The 19,988-nt window shown below is 39.7% G+C and carries 17 protein-coding genes and 1 pseudogene; 2 read left to right on the top strand and 16 right to left on the bottom strand.

All coding sequences use genetic code 11. The annotated features are described in order from the left end of the window. Positions 1–146 precede the first annotated feature (146 nt). From RCG22_RS23120 to RCG22_RS23065, 12 genes are all read right to left on the bottom strand, one after another. A complete protein-coding gene (locus RCG22_RS23120; RefSeq protein ID WP_098261730.1) occupies positions 147–584 on the bottom strand; it encodes a BrxA/BrxB family bacilliredoxin in 438 nt (145 codons plus the stop codon). Positions 585–694: 110 nt separating this feature from the next. Next, entirely contained in the window at positions 695–1,810 is a 1,116-nt protein-coding gene (gene meaB, locus RCG22_RS23115; RefSeq protein WP_308104871.1) for a methylmalonyl Co-A mutase-associated GTPase MeaB, read from the bottom strand. Then, entirely contained in the window at positions 1,810–3,951 is a 2,142-nt protein-coding gene (gene scpA / locus RCG22_RS23110; RefSeq protein WP_308107230.1) for a methylmalonyl-CoA mutase, read from the bottom strand. Before scpA ends, meaB begins: the two co-directional genes overlap by 1 nt. Before the next feature lie 37 nt (positions 3,952–3,988). Then, complete coding sequence (locus RCG22_RS23105) at positions 3,989–5,887, bottom strand: methylmalonyl-CoA mutase family protein (protein ID WP_308104870.1); 1,899 nt, start codon at positions 5,885–5,887, stop codon at positions 3,989–3,991. 127 nt (positions 5,888–6,014) lie between these two features. Next, positions 6,015–7,313 carry a dihydrolipoamide acetyltransferase family protein gene (locus RCG22_RS23100; protein ID WP_308104868.1) on the bottom strand — a complete coding sequence of 433 codons (1,299 nt, stop codon included), beginning with the start codon at positions 7,311–7,313 and terminating at the stop codon, positions 6,015–6,017. Positions 7,314–7,331: 18 nt separating this feature from the next. Beyond that, a complete protein-coding gene (locus RCG22_RS23095) occupies positions 7,332–8,315 on the bottom strand; it encodes an alpha-ketoacid dehydrogenase subunit beta (protein WP_098261735.1) in 984 nt (327 codons plus the stop codon). A gap of 12 nt (positions 8,316–8,327) precedes the next feature. Next, positions 8,328–9,323, bottom strand: a complete 996-nt coding sequence (locus tag RCG22_RS23090) for a thiamine pyrophosphate-dependent dehydrogenase E1 component subunit alpha (RefSeq protein ID WP_308104867.1) — start codon at positions 9,321–9,323, stop codon at positions 8,328–8,330. Between the two features lie 38 nt (positions 9,324–9,361). Next, the gene (lpdA, locus tag RCG22_RS23085) at positions 9,362–10,783 is read right to left on the bottom strand and encodes a dihydrolipoyl dehydrogenase (RefSeq protein WP_308104866.1); all 1,422 of its coding nucleotides are present in this window, start codon (positions 10,781–10,783) and stop codon (positions 9,362–9,364) included. A 21-nt stretch (positions 10,784–10,804) separates the two neighbouring features. Beyond that, positions 10,805–11,923, bottom strand: a complete 1,119-nt coding sequence (buk, locus tag RCG22_RS23080) for a butyrate kinase (protein ID WP_374049403.1) — start codon at positions 11,921–11,923, stop codon at positions 10,805–10,807. An 84-nt stretch (positions 11,924–12,007) separates the two neighbouring features. Continuing rightward, a complete protein-coding gene (bcd, locus tag RCG22_RS23075) occupies positions 12,008–13,111 on the bottom strand; it encodes a branched-chain amino acid dehydrogenase (protein ID WP_066257451.1) in 1,104 nt (367 codons plus the stop codon). A 28-nt stretch (positions 13,112–13,139) separates the two neighbouring features. Then, a complete protein-coding gene (yqiS, locus tag RCG22_RS23070) occupies positions 13,140–14,042 on the bottom strand; it encodes a phosphate butyryltransferase (RefSeq protein WP_308107229.1) in 903 nt (300 codons plus the stop codon). Positions 14,043–14,174: 132 nt separating this feature from the next. Beyond that, a complete protein-coding gene (locus RCG22_RS23065) occupies positions 14,175–16,250 on the bottom strand; it encodes a sigma 54-interacting transcriptional regulator (RefSeq protein WP_308104864.1) in 2,076 nt (691 codons plus the stop codon). 184 nt (positions 16,251–16,434) lie between these two features. Between RCG22_RS23065 and RCG22_RS23060 the strand changes: the two genes are divergently transcribed. Then, positions 16,435–16,674, top strand: coding sequence for a DUF2627 domain-containing protein (locus RCG22_RS23060; protein WP_098261741.1), 240 nt, complete (start codon positions 16,435–16,437; stop codon positions 16,672–16,674). 10 nt (positions 16,675–16,684) lie between these two features. On the opposite strand, the gene RCG22_RS23055 is transcribed toward RCG22_RS23060, so the two are convergent. Beyond that, positions 16,685–17,413 (bottom strand): glycerophosphodiester phosphodiesterase, encoded by a 729-nt coding sequence (locus RCG22_RS23055; RefSeq protein WP_308104862.1) that lies wholly within the window; start codon positions 17,411–17,413, stop codon positions 16,685–16,687. 39 nt (positions 17,414–17,452) lie between these two features. Here RCG22_RS23055 and RCG22_RS23050 point away from each other — a divergent pair, with 39 nt between their 5' ends. Beyond that, complete coding sequence (locus RCG22_RS23050) at positions 17,453–17,593, top strand: YycC family protein (protein ID WP_066257459.1); 141 nt, start codon at positions 17,453–17,455, stop codon at positions 17,591–17,593. 94 nt (positions 17,594–17,687) lie between these two features. Here RCG22_RS23050 and RCG22_RS23045 read toward each other — a convergent pair. From RCG22_RS23045 to RCG22_RS23035, 3 genes and pseudogenes are all read right to left on the bottom strand, one after another. Next, positions 17,688–17,849, bottom strand: a pseudogene (locus RCG22_RS23045) (sporulation initiation factor Spo0A C-terminal domain-containing protein); the annotation flags it as partial. Between the two features lie 130 nt (positions 17,850–17,979). Further along, positions 17,980–18,312 (bottom strand): hypothetical protein, encoded by a 333-nt coding sequence (locus RCG22_RS23040; protein ID WP_308104861.1) that lies wholly within the window; start codon positions 18,310–18,312, stop codon positions 17,980–17,982. Positions 18,313–18,651: 339 nt separating this feature from the next. Continuing rightward, positions 18,652–18,906, bottom strand: coding sequence for a hypothetical protein (locus RCG22_RS23035; protein ID WP_308104860.1), 255 nt, complete (start codon positions 18,904–18,906; stop codon positions 18,652–18,654). Positions 18,907–19,988: the final 1,082 nt, after the last annotated feature.

Below are 19,988 nucleotides of genomic sequence, written 5' to 3'. Positions count from 1 at the left end.
TAAGTACCTTGCGCTTCCTTAGTGGTTGGTCGATGTGTACCCCCACAGTGGACTTTCACCACCTAGGTAGTTGCCATGCCTGGCACACAATAAAAAGGGCTAACCTCCATTATAGAGGTTGCCCTTTTGCCAGGTTTCTTATTAACTTAAACTTCTTCACAATATTCATCAAATTCTTTTTGGAGCTTCGCAACCACTGCTGCAGGGTCATAGCCTTCAATTTGATGTCTTTCGACCATTGTGATAATCTCTCCGTCTTTCAATAACGCAAAGGAAGGAGAAGATGGAGGAAATCCTGTAAAATAACTTCTTGCCTTTTCCGTTGCCTCTTTATCCTGCCCAGCAAAAACCGTGACAAGGTGATCCGGACGCTTATCATAATGAAGGGCATGGGCCGCTGCAGGACGTGCAACGCCACCGGCACAACCACATACAGAATTAATCATTACCAACGTTGTCCCTTTTTGCTCTAGTGCTTCCTCAACATCACCAGGTGTTTTCAACTCTTTATATCCGGCAGACACGATCTCTTGACGTGCCTGATTTACAACATCATTCATAAAAAAGTTAAAATCCATGCTCATTAAATTCACTCCTTAAAATCTAGATAACTATATCATAACAGTTAAAATGTGTTTTTTCCAAATGTAATATCTTATTTGCTATTGAAGAATTTAATGGCATGTTCCTATCTCTATCCTAAAAAGATTGTAAATAAAGTATCTACTGCAGTAGCCACCGTTTTTTCACCAGCAATTACTTCTTTTTCTATGGTTGGAAGCGCATTTTTTACCCCATTGTTATGAAAAAAATAAAATTGCAGCTGATCGGTAATCATCGCATATAGCCATTCTTTAGCCTGAGTCTTTCTTCTTTCGTCTAGAACCCCTGATTTTTTTCCGTTTTCTTCAAAGGATTGAATCACATTCCAAACATCGCTTATCCCCTCTTTTGTTAAAGATGAACAGGTATAGGCTTTTGTTGCCCAGCCCTTAGTTGCAGGATGGAGAAAGTGAAGAATTCGGTTATACTCTTTTCTAGTTTGTTCTGCTGCCTGTTTGTTTGCTCCATCTGCCTTATGAACAAGGATGGCATCCGCAAGTTCGATAATCCCCTTTTTCATCCCCTGCAATTCATCCCCTGCACCCGTAAGGACCAGCAGCATGAAGAAATCTACCATATCTCTGATAATTACTTCACTTTGCCCCACACCGACGGTTTCGATTAAGATGACATCAAAACCAGCCGCCTCACAAATTAACATGGCTTCTCTCGTTTTCCGATGAACTCCGCCCAGTTTTCCTGCTGTAGGTGAAGGGCGGATAAAGGCCCTTGGGTTCCTTGACAATTGTTCCATCCTTGTTTTGTCACCTAGGATACTGCCGCCGCTAAGGCTAGAGCTTGGGTCAATCGCTAATACGGCTACCCGATGTCCTAAACTGCATAGGTACATCCCAAAAGTCTCGATAAATGTACTTTTCCCTGCACCTGGTACACCTGTGATTCCAATTCGGATGGCATTACCGCTCTTAGGCAAGAGTTTCTGCAAAAGCTGCTGAGCTTTTTGAAAATGATGTTCAGCATTACTTTCTACTAGTGTAATCGCCCTTGCTAATAGACTCCTATCACCCTTTAACACCCCATCATAGAGGTCATCGACAGTTGGTTCGAGTGTTCTACGTTTTTGAAAGCGTACATTTTTTTGAATAGAAGCGCTCTGGTCATCATGCTCTAGACCTTTTCGGACAACACTGGAGCATTTATCTGGTTTATTCGGGTCGCTCCATTCCGGCTTGTGATCAGTGGCCATTATTGGTCCACTTCCTCATAGCCTAGTTTGCTATAAATTTCCTTGACTACCTTCTGAGCCGCTACTGGAATAATCGTACCCGGTCCAAAGATGGCAGATGCACCATGGTCAAATAAAAATTGGTAATCCTGTGCGGGGATAACGCCGCCAATGACAACTAAAATATCCTCTCGATCCAGTCTTTTTAATTCCTCTACTAATTGCGGTAGAAGTGTTTTATGTCCAGCCGCAAGCGAACTGATGCCGATAACATGTACATCATTTTCAACCGCCTGCAAAGCAGTTTCTTCAGGTGTTTGAAATAATGGTCCAATATCCACATCAAACCCAAGGTCAGCAAAAGCCGTCGCAATTACTTTGGCACCGCGGTCATGGCCATCCTGACCCATTTTTGCAATCAGTATTCTTGGTCTTCTGCCTTCATTTTCCAGAAATTCATCAGTCATTTTTTTCACTTCAACAATTTCTTCTTCGTTGCTAAATGCGGTACTATACACGCCGCTAATCGAACGAATCACGGCTTTATGTCGACTCGCAACCTGTTCAATTGCATCGGAAATTTCTCCTAGTGTCGCTCTCGCTCTTGCTGCTTGGACAGCCAATTCTAATAAGTTCTGCTCACCGGTTTCTGCAGCTATCGTTAATGCAGTTAGCGTTTCATTTACTTTCTGGTCATCTCGGTCTGCTTTTAATGCATTTAATTTTTCAATTTGTTTTAACCGTACAGCTGTATTATCAATATCTAAGATATCAATTGCTTCTTCCTTTTCTAATCGATACCGATTCACTCCGATAATCGTTTCCTTCCCGGAATCAATTTGTGCTTGTCTTCTCGCAGCTGCTTCTTCAATTCTCATCTTTGGCAGTCCGGTTTCAATTGCCTTAGCCATCCCACCGAGACTTTCAATTTCTTCGATATGTGTCCAGGCTCTATTTACCAATTCATCCGTTAACTTTTCAACGTAGTATGAGCCTGCCCACGGATCAATGACATTGGTAATCCCCGTTTCCTCTTGTAAAAACAGTTGCGTGTTCCGGGCAATCCGTGCCGAAAAGTCTGTTGGTAATGCAATGGCTTCATCCAAGGCGTTTGTATGCAGGGATTGAGTATGTCCCATCGCGGCAGCATGTGCCTCTATCAAAGTACGGGTGACATTATTAAACGGATCTTGCTCTGTCAAACTCCAACCGGATGTTTGCGAATGAGTCCGTAACGCTAATGATTTTTCATTGGCTGGATGAAAAAATTTCATCATTTTTGCCCAGATTAAGCGAGCGGCACGCATTTTTGCTACTTCCATGAAGTAATTCATCCCAATTGCCCAGAAAAAGGACAATCTTGGCGCAAATGAGTCGATTTCAATTCCAGCCATAAGTCCCGTCCGTACGTATTCCAAGCCATCCGCAAGCGTGTAAGCCAGTTCTAAATCTGCTGGTGCTCCCGCCTCTTGCATGTGATAACCGGAAATACTAATACTATTAAACTTTGGCATGTATTTGGATGTATACTCAAAAATATCCGCTATTATTTTCATCGACATTTCTGGAGGATAAATATAAGTATTTCGGACCATATATTCTTTTAAAATATCATTTTGAATCGTACCGGCGAGTTTCTCCTTACTTACCCCTTGTTCCTCAGCTGTGACGATGAAAAAAGCCAGAATTGGCAGAACCGCCCCGTTCATGGTCATCGAAACGGACATTTGATCCAATGGTATCCCCTCAAACAACGTCTTCATATCAAGGATCGAATCAATGGCCACCCCTGCTTTACCGACATCACCAACCACACGCGGATGATCGGAGTCATAGCCACGATGGGTGGCTAAATCAAAGGCAACCGATAATCCCTTTTGCCCCATCGCTAGATTTCTTCGATAAAAGGCATTGCTTTCCTCTGCCGTCGAAAAGCCTGCATATTGTCTAACGGTCCACGGACGGTTCACATACATTGTTGGATAAGGACCTCTCGTATAAGGAGGCAGCCCCGGAAGATTACCGATATGCTCAAGTTCTTCACGATCTTCTTTTGTATAAAGCGGTTTTAACTTGATTTGTTCATTAGTCTCGGACAATAAATCTGTAATGTTAGTATTTATTTCTTGCTGTACTTTTTGCTGCCACTCTTCTTTGGTCATAAATCTTTGTTCATCAAATAAAGCGATATTTTGAAAATCAGGCGTTTGTTTCTTCAACCTTACTCACCTCCAACTCGTTAAGGATTGCTGTAAGCGTTTCGTAGCAATTGTTTTTTATATGGATAAATTCTTTAATACCTGCCTTTATCCATTGCTCTTGTTTTTCTTTTTCTGGAAGGCCGGCTAAGTAAAAAGTCAGCTCAGGGAATTCAGTTTTTAGCGCCGTTAGAATCTCATATCCGATGATTTCGTACTGGTCATCCGTTCCACAAAAGCAATAGTACTTCGTTGGATGTTCTAAAACGAATTGTCTGGCATGATCTATAGACAAAATAGGTTTACTTTCGGCTGCTTTCAAACCACCTGCTGCAAGAAACCCCTTCATAAAATCCAGTCTTGCTTTATGCTGCTTTAAACCACCCAGACAAATCATCCCTACAGTCGGCTTTGAGCCAAATTTCCCTTCGAGATAAGAAGCCTTACTTCTCAACTCTTCAAATGGTATCGACAATCTTAGGTCCGGAATGGCCTCCACTTTTACAAATGAATAATTCTTTTGAGTAAAATATGAAGTTTTTGCTTGTGTTTTTTGATATGTAATTATTTCATCCAGATTCGCGTAGACATTCGTTCCAACCATGCTTTTCTTTCTTGTTTGAACATCATGATTCTTTTTTTGATAAACTTTAGCAATTTCTTGCTGCAGCCAACTAGATTTTAAAACTTCTAGAATGCCGCCATTGGCTTCAATTGCTTGAAAAAATGCCCATGCTTTTTCGGCCAAATTATTGGTTAGTTCTTCCACATACCAAGAACCCCCTGCAGGGTCAATGACTTTTTTGAGATGTGCTTCTTCCTTCAAAAGAAGTTGAATATTTCTAGCAATTCTTTCCGAAACTGAAGTGGCCCCAGTGAGCTCATCGAATGGACTCACATGTAAGTATTGTATGCCCCCAACCACAGCCGCAAAAGCTTCATTACCGGCACGCAGAAGGTTTACATGCGGGTCATTGATTGTTTTGGTGAATGATGAGGTTTCAGCGGCAATATGCATCTTGCTCTTATCATCAGCAGCTCCGTATACATTGCTAATACGATTCCAAAGGATTCGTGCCGCACGTAATTTTGCGATCTCCATGAAAAAGTTTCCGCCAATTGAGAATTGAAAAATCATTTTTTCAAAAATTTCATCGAGTTCCAGTCCCGCATCCTGAATGTTCTCTAGGTAAAATAATCCCTCGGCCATTGCGATACCAAGTTCTTGATCGGCGCTTGCCCCGCCACGATGATAAGGAGTAGTATCAATTAGAATGGTACGCAAGTTAGGAAACTTCTCAATTGAACGGACAATGTTCTTAACCCAATCATTCATAAATTCCTCAGAAATACACCCTTCTACAGCAAACACGGCAACCGGGTCAGCTCCAATATATCCATTGACTTTGTCAAAGTCCCCATCTTGTTCAACTATTCTTTCTAATTCAGCTAGAAAAGAAATTTGCCGGCCTTTTGCGTTAATAGAAAATGGGTATTTGCGATAGGATTCAGCTAACACTTTTGCTAGATTTGTTTCCGTAATTAACAAATTGTTTGAGACATTAAATGAGATTGCTGTTTGGCCTTTATCAAACGATTGATTGAGTTTTTGCTGCAACTCTTCCATCGTTTCATAGGATAGCTGTTGGGCGACCACCCAGTCATTCGTCAAGTAACCTAACGGATAGATCCCTCTTCTAAAATCTGAACCACCCGGATAATCAGGTACTAGCCTCTCATCTTGCTCTGTATAAAGCGGTTTCAAAATAATGTTTTCATATGTAGTAGTTTGTAAGGTTTCAACCGTTTTTCCCTTTAATGATTGTTCGGCTTTTGCTTTCCATTCAAGTGTGGTACATGAAGGAAAGGACTGATTTTTAATTGTTTCCAAACTGTTCATCCCCCTTTCTCGTGCTAATTAAAACAAAATTCGAATAATTCTACTAAATACTATTTTATGGTACAAATACAATTCTAGCAATCAAAAACAAACAACCGCTGCCAAGTTTGGAAGCGGTTGTGATGTGTTAATAAATCGAAGTAGTTGATTTTGAAGTATTTTCTAAGATTTCCTTCACACGTTGCAGGAATCGGCCGCAAACCAGCCCATCTAATACTCTGTGATCTAGTGACATACATAAATTCACGATGTCTCGCACAGCAATCATTCCATTATTCATGACAACTGGACGTTTAACAATGGACTCCACTTGCAATATAGCTGCCTGAGGGTAATTAATAATTCCCATTGATTGGACTGATCCAAAAGAACCTGTGTTGTTTACAGTAAAGGTTCCGCCTTGCATATCATCTGATTTTAGCTTACCAGTTCTCACTTTCCCGGCAAGTTCAGAGATTTCACGAGCGATCCCCTTGATTGTTTTTTCATCTGCTTGTTTAATCACAGGAACATAAAGAGCATCATCTGTTGCCACCGCAATCGAAATATTGATATCCTTCTTTTGGATGATTTTATCTCCTGCCCACATCGAATTGATTTGAGGGTATTCCTTTAATGCTTGTGCAACGGCTTTAACAAAGAAAGCAAAGAAAGTTAAATTAAAGCCTTCCTTTTTCTTAAAATCGTCTTTTAGAGAGTTACGATATTCCACCAAATTAGTAGCATCGACTTCAATCATTGTCCAGGCGTGGGGTGCTTCGTGTTTACTCCGCAGCATATTCGCAGCAATCGCTTTGCGGATGCCTGTCACAGGGATTTCAATATCACCAACTGCAACCGGGATATTAACTGCAGGTGCAGGGGTTGTTGAAGTAGAAACCGGTTGGACCGCTTCTTGTTTTGGGGCCTGCACAACAACTGGTTCTATAGCAGCCTCTACAATTTGTCCTGCAACCGGAATAGTTCCTGATTCAATTAATTTCAAGAGATCTTTTCTGGTAATCCGTCCACCAGCCCCGGTGCCTGACACCTTTGTTAAATCAATGCCATGTTCTTGAGAAATTTTTAGAACAGCAGGTGAGTATCGAGCCTTGTTTCCTTGGTCTACCGGTTCTGCATTTTCTGTACAATTTGTTGAAAGGGCATCACTTGTTATTGCTGCAGGTGCATCTTGGGCTGTTCCACCTTCCATTTCAATCGTGCAAACTATTTCACCAACTGCTAAGGTTTCGCCTTCCTCTGCAATTAGCTCCTTAATTACACCCGTAAAGGAGGATGGGACTTCCGCATTCACCTTATCTGTCATTACCTCTGCAAGTGGGTCGTATTTGTTTACTTTATCACCAACCGATACGAGCCATTTACTAATCGTACCTTCGGTGACACTTTCCCCTAACTGAGGCATTTTGATTTGTTCAATTACCACTTTTTCACCCTCCTTTTCCTAGTACTCAGCCAGCTCGCGCATAGCTTTTTCAACTTTATCCGGATTGACCATAAAGAATTTTTCCATTGTTGGAGAATATGGCATTGCTGGTACATCTGGCCCGGCTAAGCGCATAATTGGTGCATCTAACTCAAATAAGCAATTTTCAGCGATTATCGCAGCGACTTCGCTAATAATGCTGCCTTCTTTTGTATCCTCTGTAACAAGTAGGACTTTTCCAGTTTTTGAAGCAGCCTCAATAATCGCTTCTTTATCAAGGGGATAGACCGTTCGCAAATCAAGAATATGCGCAGAAATTCCATCCTTCGCTAATTTTTCAGCCGCTTGAAGGGCAAAATGAATACATAGACCATAAGTAATAACGGTAATATCATCGCCTTCTCGCTTAACATCCGCCTTTCCGATTGGAACAGTGTAATCCTCCGTCGGAACCTCACCTTTAATTAATCGGTAGGCACGTTTATGTTCGAAAAATAATACCGGGTCATTGTCACGAACGGCTGCTTTTAACAGTCCTTTCGCATCATATGGCGTGGATGGCATTACAATTTTCAATCCGGGCTGATTAGCAAATATAGCTTCAACAGATTGTGAATGGTAGAGTGCACCATGGACACCGCCGCCGTAAGGAGCGCGAATAACCATAGGACAACTCCAGTCGTTATTGGAACGATAGCGGATTTTTGCTGCTTCCGAGATAATTTGATTTATAGCCGGCATGATAAAGTCGGCAAATTGCATTTCAGCAATCGGTCGCATCCCATACATCGCTGCACCGATTCCTACCCCCGCAATCGCTGATTCGGCAAGCGGAGTATCAATCACCCGCTCTTCTCCAAATTGTTCGTACAATCCTTGCGTCGCCTTAAAAACACCGCCTTTTAGGCCCACATCTTCGCCAAGAACAAACACCCTTGGATCTCGTTCCATTTCTTCTCGCATAGCCATTGTGATTGAATCAATATATGAAATTATCGCCATGTTTCATCCCCCTTACATGTCCGCATAAACATATTTCAGCGCGTCTTCAGGTGCAGAATATGGAGCGTTCTCTGCATAGTCAGTGGCCTCGTTTACGAGCTTCATTACACGGTCATTGATTTCCTTTTCCAACCCGTCATCCATAACGCCCGTTTCCTTTAAGTAGGCACCAAAAGTTATGATCGGATCCTGTGTCTTTGCTTTTGCAACCTCATCTGGAGCACGGTAGGAACGGTCGTCATCGTCAGAAGAGTGTGGTGTCAGACGGTAGGAAATGGTTTCTATCAATGATGGTCCTTCTCCTCGACGGCCACGTTCCGCTGCCTCTTTCACTACTTTATAAACTTCTAATGGGTCGTTCCCATTAACAGTGAAGCCTGGCATACCATATCCGATTGCCCGGTCAGATACCTTTTCACACGCTAATTGTTTTTCAATAGGCACTGAAATGGCGTACTTATTATTTTCACACATGAAGATTACCGGAAGTTTATGGACACCTGCAAAGTTTGCACCTTCATGGAAATCACCTTGGTTAGAGGACCCCTCACCAAATGTAACAAAAGTAACAAGATCTTTTCTTTCCATCTTCCCAGCAAGGGCAATTCCGACAGCATGGGGAACTTGAGTTGTAACTGGTGAAGAACCAGTTACAATTCGATTTTTCTTTTGACCAAAATGCCCGGGCATTTGACGACTGCCTGAATTGGGGTCTTCTGCTTTTGCAAATCCTGAAAGCATCAGTTCCCTTGGAGTCATCCCAAAAGTCAACACGACACCCATATCACGATAATATGGAAGAACATAATCTTTCTCACGATCAAGCGCAAATGCTGCTCCTACTTGTGCCGCTTCCTGACCTTGACAAGAAATAACGAATGGTATTTTACCAGCACGATTTAATAACCACATCCGTTCATCAATTCGGCGGGCTAAAAGCATTGTTTCATACATTTCCAATACTTTTCCGTCGCTTAATCCTAAATCATCATGACGCTTTTCTGTCATTTATTTCTTACCTCCTTTTGTTCGCATAAAAAAATTATTTAAGAATGGATAGCTTTCCCATCCACAGCAAGTGCAGCCTCACCAATTGCCTCTGACAATGTCGGGTGCGGATGAATTGTATGCGCAATTTCCCATGGTGTCGCATCTAATACCATCGCAAGCCCTGCTTCTGTAATCATATCTGTTACATGCGGACCAATCATATGTACCCCTAGAATATCATTGGTCTGTTCATCAGCAACAATTTTTACAAATCCATCAGATTCTCCAAAAACAAGCGCCTTTCCAATTGCACGGAAAGAGAACTTACCAATTTTCACTTGATGCCCTTTTTCAAGTGCTTGATCTTCTGTAATCCCGACGCTTGAAACTTCGGGGTTACTGTAGATGCATCTAGAAACCAAATGATAGTCAAACGGAGAAGGATCTTTCCCGGCGATATGTTCAACCGCTACAATACCTTCATGTGAAGCAACATGGGCAAGTTGCAATCCACCAATCACATCACCAATTGCGTAAATATGTGATTCTTTGGTTTGGAAAAATTCATTTGTTTCAATAAACCCCTTCACTACTTGTATTTCTGTATTCTCAAGCCCAATTCCTTCTACATTTGCTTGACGTCCAACCGAAACAAGAAGTTTTTCTGCTTTAAACTCCTTCAAAGCACCCTTCACTTCTGCAGAAATTCCAACCCCATTGTCCTTTACAATCGTTTCTGGAAGCACTTTTGCACTTGTCACAAGCTTAATTCCTTTTTTCTTCATCAAGCGCTGCATTTCTTTCGAGATTTCTTTATCTTCCGTTGGAATTATACGGTCAGCATATTCAATAACCGTTACTTCCACCCCGAAGTCAGAAAGCATAGATGCCCATTCAATCCCAATTACGCCCCCGCCGACAATAATAATGGAACTAGGGAGTGAGTCAAGTTGCAAGGCTTCATCAGAAGACATTACATATTCGCCATCAATTTCAAGCCCTGGAAGTGTCCTCGGTCTGGAACCTGTCGCAACAATTACATTTTTCGGAAGGAGCATTTCGTTTTCTTCCCCATTATTCATTTCAACAGAGATTGTACCCGGCATAGGAGAAAAAATTGATGGTCCCAGGATTCTGCCTAATCCTTCGTAGACATCGATTTTTCCTTGCTTCATTAAATGCTGGACACCTTTGTGAAGCTGTTCAATTATCTTATTTTTCCGATCCTGTACTAGACGAAAATCAACCGATACATCACTGGTGATAACTCCAAAATCTTTACTATGTTTGGTTGTAGAATAGACCTCTGCACTTCTAAGGAGCGCTTTACTTGGAATACATCCTTTATGCAGACATGTACCGCCAAGTTTTCCTTTTTCGACAATTGCAGTTTTTAATCCCAGCTGGGAGGCCCTAATAGCCGCTACATAACCACCTGTTCCCCCGCCAAGAATGACTAAATCATATTCTTCTGCCACTTTTTTTCCTCCCCATATACCTTAAATTTTCGCTATTTTAAATTTCCCGGGATAAACCTTCTCCTCTTCATCACCACGTAAAACTCGAAGTGCGCCTTCAGCTAACGCTTGTAGTTCGTTTTCACCCGGCTGAACGATAACGTCTGCAATCCAATTTATTCTTTCGGTGATTGATTTCACGAATCCTTTCCCGTAGGCAAGGCCGCCAGTTAGAATAATTGCATCTACTTTTCCTGATAATACCGCACTTGCAGCCCCGATTTCCTTTGCGACTTGATAGGCCATTGCCTCATACACAAGCTTTGCCACATCATCACCAGCTGCTATTCTTTGTTCTACCTTTACCGCATCATTGGTTCCAAGATAACCAACAAGACCACCCTGACCAACTAGCATCTTCATTATTTCTTCCCGGTAATATTCACCAGAATAGCAAAGTGCTACTAAATCCCCTACCGGGACGGTTCCAGCCCGTTCAGGACTAAAAGGCCCATCTCCATGAAGACCGTTATTAACATCAATGACTTTACCATGCTGATGGACACCAACAGTAATCCCACCACCCATATGGGTCACAATTAAATTTAAGTCGGTGTATTTCTTTCCTAATTCCTCTGCTACCCTTCTTGCGACTGCTTTTTGATTCAGGGCGTGAAAGATACTTTTCCTTTCAATTAAGGAAAATCCTGAAATTCTTGCAAGTGGTTCAAGCTCATCCACTACAACTGGATCAACGATAAAAGAGGGAATATTTAATCTAGATGCGATTTCGAAGGCAATGATTCCGCCTAAATTAGAAGCGTGCTGTCCGGCAAAACCCGACCGCAAATCCTTTAACATCGCACCATTAACCGGATAGGTCCCACCTTCAATTGGTCGGAGCAACCCCCCGCGTCCACATACAGCCGAGAGTTTGGATATATTTATTCCTTCATGATCCAGTATTTCCAAAATGACGGTTTTTCTAAAATCATATTGATCAATAATATTTGTAAAAGTATTAATTATTTCTGCCTCATGGCGGATTGTCTTTTCAAAGATCGAAATATCATTATCAAAGACTCCAATCTTAGTGGATGTCGAGCCAGGGTTGATGACGAGAATTCGATATTCATTATCTTGCAACGCATTGACCTCCATTTAGGAAATTCGCTTTATGAAAGCAAAGACGCTGAATTCCCATTCAGCGCTCTGCAGGTCTATTTTTGAAAAAAAGTTCCTATCTTATCTTGATATTCTATGACTAAGAATATGGTGGCCATTTTGGAGGAATTGGCTACGTGAATTACGTATTCTTGCAATTCTTTCTTCTGCCATCCGGTCTGCTGCGACGTATGTTGGAATGCCATCACGTTTTGAAATTTCGATTATTTTTTCAATTGTTCCATAAAGTTGTTCCACTTTTTTCATTGCCCGTTCTTGGTTGTAACCATAGAGTTCATCCGCAACATTGATTACTCCACCCGCATTAATTACATAATCTGGTGCATAAACAATTCCCATTTCGTGGATGATATCACCGTGACGAGTGTCTTTTAATTGATTGTTAGCTGAACCGGCAATAACCTTTGCCTTTAGCTGCGGAATCGTTTCATCATTGATTGTTGCACCAAGAGCACATGGAGCATAGATATCACATTCAACACCATAAATTTCATCAGGATCTACCGCAAGTGCACCAAATGCTTCTACCGCGCGGTTTACAGCCTCTTTATTAATGTCAGTTACAATGAGTTGAGCTCCTTCTTCATGCAAATATTCGCATAGCGTATAGGCTACATTTCCAACACCCTGAATTGCCACAACTTTTCCTTCAAGTGAATCAGTTCCAAAGGCTTCTTTCGCAGCCGCCTTCATTCCGCGGTAAACTCCGAAAGCAGTTACAGGGGAAGGATTTCCTGAAGAACCAAAGGCTGGAGAAATCCCGGTTACGAAATCTGTCTCTTCATGAATTAAATCCATATCTGCAACCGTTGTTCCTACATCTTCTGCTGTAATATATCTACCGTTTAGTCCTTGGATATAACGGCCAAAGGCACGGAACATTGCTTCATTCTTATCTTTTCTCGGATCACCGATGATTACGGTTTTACCGCCGCCAAGATTTAATCCTGCCGCAGCATTCTTATAAGTCATTCCTTTTGCAAGGCGTAGTGCATCCTCAATTGCTGCTTCTTCAGAGGCATACGTCCACATACGAGTTCCACCCAACGCAGGGCCTAGTGTTGTATCATGAATCGCAATAATTGCTTTTAATCCAGATTGTTTATCCTGACAAAATACCACTTGTTCATAATCGTATTGTTCTAAGTACTTGAAAATTTCCATGGGTAATTCCTCCTCGAATAGTGAATATCTATTTTGTTGTACAACATAACGCTAGTGCAAGAGAATAAAGCTTACTTTCAGCCGTATCAGCCCTGGATGTTAACACAATTGGTGCTTTTGCCCCAGCAATTACCGCCCCAACTTTTGCATTTGCGAAATATATTAATGATTTATATAATGCATTGCCTACTTCAATGGTTGGTACTAATAAAATATCTGCATTTCCTGCCACTTCACTATGAATCCCTTTGTGTTCAGCAGCTAGAGTTGATATGGCATTATCTAAGCCTAACGGTCCATCTACAATACAGTCTAAGATTTGTCCACGCTTATTCATTACAGTTAATGCCGCTGCATCTAACGTAGCTTGCATAGCTGGATTAACCACTTCCACTGCAGCAATGGGAGCCACTTTAGGTATTTCTATGCCGATTGACCTCGCAAGGGAAACCGCATTTCTTATAATTTGTGCTTTTTGTTCTAAATCGGGAGCAATATTCATGGCAGCGTCAGTTATAATCGTAAAACGATTGAAGCCAAGGATCTCAAATACCGAAATATGTGATAAAACATTTCCAGTTCTAAGTCCATACTCCTTATTCAAAACAGCTTTTAAGAAAGTATTGGTTGAAATGTTCCCTTTCATCAAGACACTCGCTTCTTTATTAAAAACTGCCTTCACAGCTAATTCTGCCGCTTCAGCATTCGAATGAGCGTGGATAATTTTTAAACAATCACTGCTTATATTTTGCTTTTTTGATTCAATAATAGAATTGATTTTCTCTTCGTCCCCAAACAGTATAAATTTGGCGAGATTTTGGTCCAATGCAGCTATTACAGCTTCAATAACTTCTATATCTTCAGCAGCAGCAACTGCCACAGTGCTTGAATTTCCTTGGGCTGCTTTGTTAATTAGTGAATCAAGCAACAAGTTGTCATCAACCCTTTCTCCTATTACTGCAACTCCCACTATGTAATATGCAATTCCCGTGCCAAACTAAATCCTTATGAAAACGCTTTATTATCCATTTTATAACACGCAATTTTTTTCCCACTATGAAATTTATTGCATGCTATTCTTTTCAATATTGTATTTTTCAAGCTTATAATATAAATTCCTAACGGACAATCCCAGCGTTTTTGCTGTTAATGTCTTATTTCCCTTTAATCTGAAAAGTGTCTGCTTGATTATTTCCCCTTCAAATTCATCCATCATATCTGATAAGGAACGGTCTAGCACAAAGGAAACATTACTTTGGCTGACGGAAGACTCACTTGTGGTTTGTTTATTTTTTAATTCTGGTAAGTGTTGTACATCAATAAGAGTCTCATTATACTTCATAAAAATGATCGCTCTGCCAAGAATATTTTCCAATTCCCGTACGTTTCCTGGCCAGTCATAATCCATTATTTGTTTTAGTGCAGCTGGGGTAATTCCTTCTACATTTCTTCCATAATCCTGGCTGATTTTTTGTATAAGCCTTTCATTTAAAGGAGGAATCTCCTCTTTCCGTTTCCTTAACGGTGGAATGTGAATTGGCATACGATTTAAACGATAATATAAGTCTTCCCGAAAGGAGCCTTTAGCAATACCCTTTTCTAAATTGACATTAGTTGCCGCAATAATCCTAACATTAATGGAAATTGGCTTTGTCCCACCGACTCGGACAATTTCTTTTTCCTGAAGAACCCTAAGCAATTTTGCTTGTGTATTAACTGGAAGTTCACCAATTTCGTCCAGAAAGATACTGCCATTATTAGCTTCTTCGAAAAAACCTCTTTTTCCGCCTCTCATTGCTCCGGAAAAAGCGCCTTCCTCATATCCAAATAGTTCACTTTCCAATAATGTTTCCGATATAGCTGCGCAATTGACCCGGATAAATTTGTTATATTTACGGTCACTCGCATTATGTATAGCATGTGCAAAAAGTTCCTTCCCTGTTCCTGATTCCCCGCGAAGAAGGACGGTAGCAGGTGTTTTTGCTCCTAGTTTAGCTTGTTCGATTGCAAGCATCATTTCATCTGATTGACCAATAATATCCTCAAAGGTGTATTTCGCTTCAAGCTTGCGAATCAATTCCCTGGCTCGGTTCAATTCCCGGTTCAGTGATTTCATTTCGGACATATCATGAATAACACCAACACTGCCTTTTAATTTCCCCTTTACAATAATTGGAGCCACATTTACAATGACTTCCCGTTTGTTTGGCCCCACTCTCATCGGTACACCACGTACAGCTCTCCTGGTTTGCAGCACCTTCATATGCATACTTTCACCCTCAGAGATATCGGCTGTGGCTGGTTGGCCAATAATCTGATCGTGGGTAAGCCCGGTAATACGGGAGTATGCCGGATTAATAAGAATCCCTCTACCAGTTTCATCCACAACAGAAATGGCATCATCACTCGAATGGATAATCGCTTGCAGCATCGTTTGAATTTCCTTTAAATCCGTAAGTTCTTCAGCAAGATTAACAACCTCAGTAATATCTTTAAATACAGCAAAAGCACCAATCAAGGTCCCATTTTCCTCTATAATTGGAATTCGGGTTGTTATAATTTTTCGATCATTTTCTAGAACCATTTCTTGGTTAGCTTCAATTCTTCTTGTTTCTAGAATTAAAGGCAGTCTTGTGGTTGGAATAACTTCAACAACATATTTCCCAATCGCCTGCTCTCTCTTTACACCCATTATTTCTTGTGCCCGTTTATTGAATATAATGACTTTTCCATCCTTATCAATTACGATCATTCCATCATTAGCCGCATTAAAGATTAATTCCTGCTGGTAGGATTCATTTTTATGCTTCTTGATTAGTTCTTCTTTTTCTTGCATAATCTTAGAAACTAGAAATGCCACGCTTCCGGGAATTAGAACAGTCTTTTGATTTTTGGCTTCTCTTATCTTCTGAAAAACAATGTCACTACCTGTTACTTCAATGATGATATCAATTGGTTCTGCTAAAAAAGGATACCAGTCTTCCCCTGTTTTGATCCCTTCTTCTTGAGCTAATAAAATACCTGGCGCTTTCAGGTTCGGGTCAATAACCGCATCAACCTTTAATACCTCTGATTCTTTTAAGATCTTTAAGATTGCCGTACCACCTTTTCCAGCACCAACAATCATGACATTTTGCATTTTTTCTACCCCTTTAAGAAATTTTTTTCATATTATCTTAAGAAAAATATGCAACTTATTTCAATTCTATTTTATATCCAAAACACAATCCTTGACAAATAATATCTAGGTAATTATATTTTCATGAGATATAATCTAAATATGACTGATATTACAGTAAAATTTGATATTGGAAGGATTAAGTATGAAACGAATTATTGCCCTAATCATCGTATTGATTCCCGGTGCTTTAGCTGCTGTTGGTATTAAATTAATGCGTGATATGTTATTCGGGATTTTGCAATCCCCATTCCCTAACTTATTGTTTCAATTTCTATCTGGATTCATCTTTTTTGTTGGCGGTCTAGGCTTTGTGGCAGGATTTATTTTTCATCGAGATCGGAAAAGAAGCAAGGTACAAAAAAGGTTTAAAAATACAAAATAAAAAGAGGCCTCTAGGGTCTCTTTTCATATTGCTTTCGTAATTTTAACGCCTTAATTGGGTCATCAGTAATAATTGCCGTGCAATTTATCTTAAAAAGGCGATGTATATCGTCCTCTTTATTAACAGTATATGGCCTTACAGCAATCCCGCTATTTAGTGTATTTATCATCACATCATCGGGCATGGTCGAGTATCTAGGATGTATCCCCTTTGCTCGAATGGCTTGGGAATAGATCCAAGGCATGTAGATGCCTTCCATAAAGAGAGGGGCCGTTTCAATTTCAGGTGCCAGACTATAACAATAGACTACACTATAGTGATTAAAAGAGGAAAGAATAATCCGATCCATTAAATTAAATTTACGAATAAGATGTATTACTTTTTCTTCCATACCTTTATAGGGAAAAAGCGCGTTTTTTAATTCAATATTACATAATAACTTATTGGAGGTAAGCCACTCAAAAACTTCCGTTAAAGTAGGTATTGGCTCCGTTTTGGGACTTTTTTTATTGGCATTCAATTTCCTAAGATCCTTAACTAAAAAATCTTTTACCAACCCGTTCCCGTTTGTTGTTCGGTCAACTTTTTCATCATGAATGACAACTAATTCGCCGTCTTTTGTTAATTGAACATCTAATTCTACCCCGTCTGCACCGGCTTTTTCCGCTTCAAGAAAGGCACCAAGTGTATTTTCTGCAAATGAAGCCGAGTAGCCACGGTGTGCAAAAATTTGAGTCATATTTTCACTTCCCAACTACAAAATTGGAGGAATTTTTTAATGAAACCATTACAGTTATCACCGGAAACAGCAATAAAACTTTCCAAAAAGTTAAATGTGCCGTTAGAACAGCTTATGCATATGCCCCAACATATTCTCATCCAAAAACTTATGGAATTGGAAAAAGAGAAGGAAAATTAACAAATTCCTAAAAATAAAAAAGTTCCTTTAGTTTTATAGAAATGAAAAAGCCTTCATTTCTTACGATGAAGGCTTACAATTTTTATCATTCATTTCATGAGGCTTTATGTTCAAGACGAAGCTTATCAGTAACCATGGCAATAAATTCTGAATTGGTCGGTTTTGCCTTAGACATGCTGACAGTGTAACCGAAAAGGCTTGAAATGGAATCAATGTTTCCACGGCTCCAGGCCACTTCAATCGCATGACGGATTGAAAATGTTCGGATTTTAACCTCATTAACTTTATCATCTCATATGAATTTGTTGGTTTTTAATAAAATATTTGTTGGCTTGCATTAATTATATTTATATTTGGAATAAAATTCAAGTTAAATCTTTGTAGGATTACCAATCTAATGCCTTAACACCAGAATGAATTGTAATGTAATATGGGAAAAAGACCATTGAGGTATCATTTAAATTATCAAATATTGCATCCAATAATAAGACTGATTCCCTTAAGTGTGCTGTCCATATAGGATTATCTGTGACAACATCACCTTTTAAAGCATTCCGGTAATCAACTGCTTCCCCTCTCATATCTCTTAAGATGCTGTATAGCCCATCAAGTAAGGCATACTCTAGGGGATAGGCTTTATCCCTATTCCTCATAATTACCTCCATAAATTCAGTTAGATTCTCTACTAATTTCTCTGCATGGTCTAATTTAAAGTCCATGTGCATTCACCCCTGCCCTAATTTAATAATGTTTCATATTCTAATATCTTTTTTCCTCTCATTTTGTCATATGGATTTTGAAAAAATTTGTGGCTATACCTTAATTGTAAAGAAGTGCAAGCCCATCTTCTTGTTCCACAGTGTTCCACAGGCAAATTTTCTGAAAAAATTTTTTCACCATTTATTGAGGTGTCACTAATTAATAGAAACAACAAAGTAATATATAACAACCTCTGCAATTCTTTTAAATTTTTGTGGTCAATCAGATAATTAATTAATTTGATATTTTTATACTAACTTATTTTTAAGAAGCAAGAGTGCCATGATAGTGACATTTTGCTAGATTTGGGCAGGGAAAAACCTTGATATAGGGGTATTATTTAGTGAAATATTGCTACCCATTGTTAAGCATAGACCCATGAATCCTATTAGTGAAGCCTTTTGTAAAGCAATCATTGCTTGTATGGTGTTAGCCACACCTTTTTCAAATATGTACCTCCAAATTGAGGTGTAATGGCATGGTAGTAGTGCCATATTAGAATCAATTGCAAATAAAAAGACATCTGCATAAGCAAGTGCCTTTAACACCTTCATTTAAACCTTTAATTAATCTTTATTATCGTATATTCCCCAAAGTGTCAGGCAAGGTATATCCCTGTGTTCTATTGTTTATGAGAAGACTGTAAACTATCCTCCACCCATAATAAGAGACACTCACTAACCTAGCGAGTGTCTACTGCTTCTCTTTTCTATTGCGTTTCTTTATCTCCCTAAACAATGTTGCCTTTGATACCTTGTCATGTCTTCTATTTCTTTTACTATGTACTGTTCTGTGTCATATAGCTTCTAAGCTGTCTCTACTTGCTTATTGTCCTTTTTAGGTCTTTCCACTTCTCCCTCTTGCTCTAGCACTCTCCAGACCTACTCTGGTACGCTCTGAGATTATGTCACATTCCATTTTAGCAGTTCAGCCAACTATCTTAAACATTGCCATACCGACCGCAAGAGTGGTGTCTATGTGCTGTTTCTGTTACTGACTAATTCAATCAATCACTTAGTGAAACGACCAAGACTGACTAACTTTTAATTAACGACAATATGGACGTAAATGTAACTTCCCAGTCAAATATGATACAGCCTTGGGCTAAGAGTGTATTGCCAACAGTCACTCAAACCTACCCAAGTGATTTCCTGCAAACCACCCTCCCCTCATATATTTAAAAGCATTGATATTTCATTAACAAAAGTCTATGTTAAAGTTCATTGTTGATTTTTAAACCAATGAAAAAGACCACATAATAGTGGTCTTTGGATACTCTTGTTTTTGCAATACGGTCTGTACGAGACATAGAATTTTAGCCAAAAGATGATTAAATCAACGTTTATTTGCTTATTACTTCCTATTTATATGTGATTGTATTGCTTAGTTAGATTATATCATTTTTTATTAGTTCGAGCTATGTATTAACTACTACTCGGACATGGATTCGTTAATAATTGAAAAATCCGATTAATTTTCCTCTTCCCAAATGCCATATCTATTGATTGTACTTATCGTTTCATCTAATACTTGAAAATATCTCAATTGACAGATTTTGCAATAGAGTCACCTTATTAAACATTCAATTATTACTTTATCTATAATTTCCTATTCTTTCAATCAATAAAAAAAACAC

Origin of the sequence: Neobacillus nitrireducens (assembly GCF_030915405.1) — a bacterium.
In the GTDB taxonomy this organism is placed as follows: Bacteria; Bacillota; Bacilli; order Bacillales; family Cytobacillaceae; genus Neobacillus.
The sequence above is the reverse complement of the archived record's forward strand: the minus strand, read 5'-3'. Positions and strand labels throughout refer to the sequence as shown.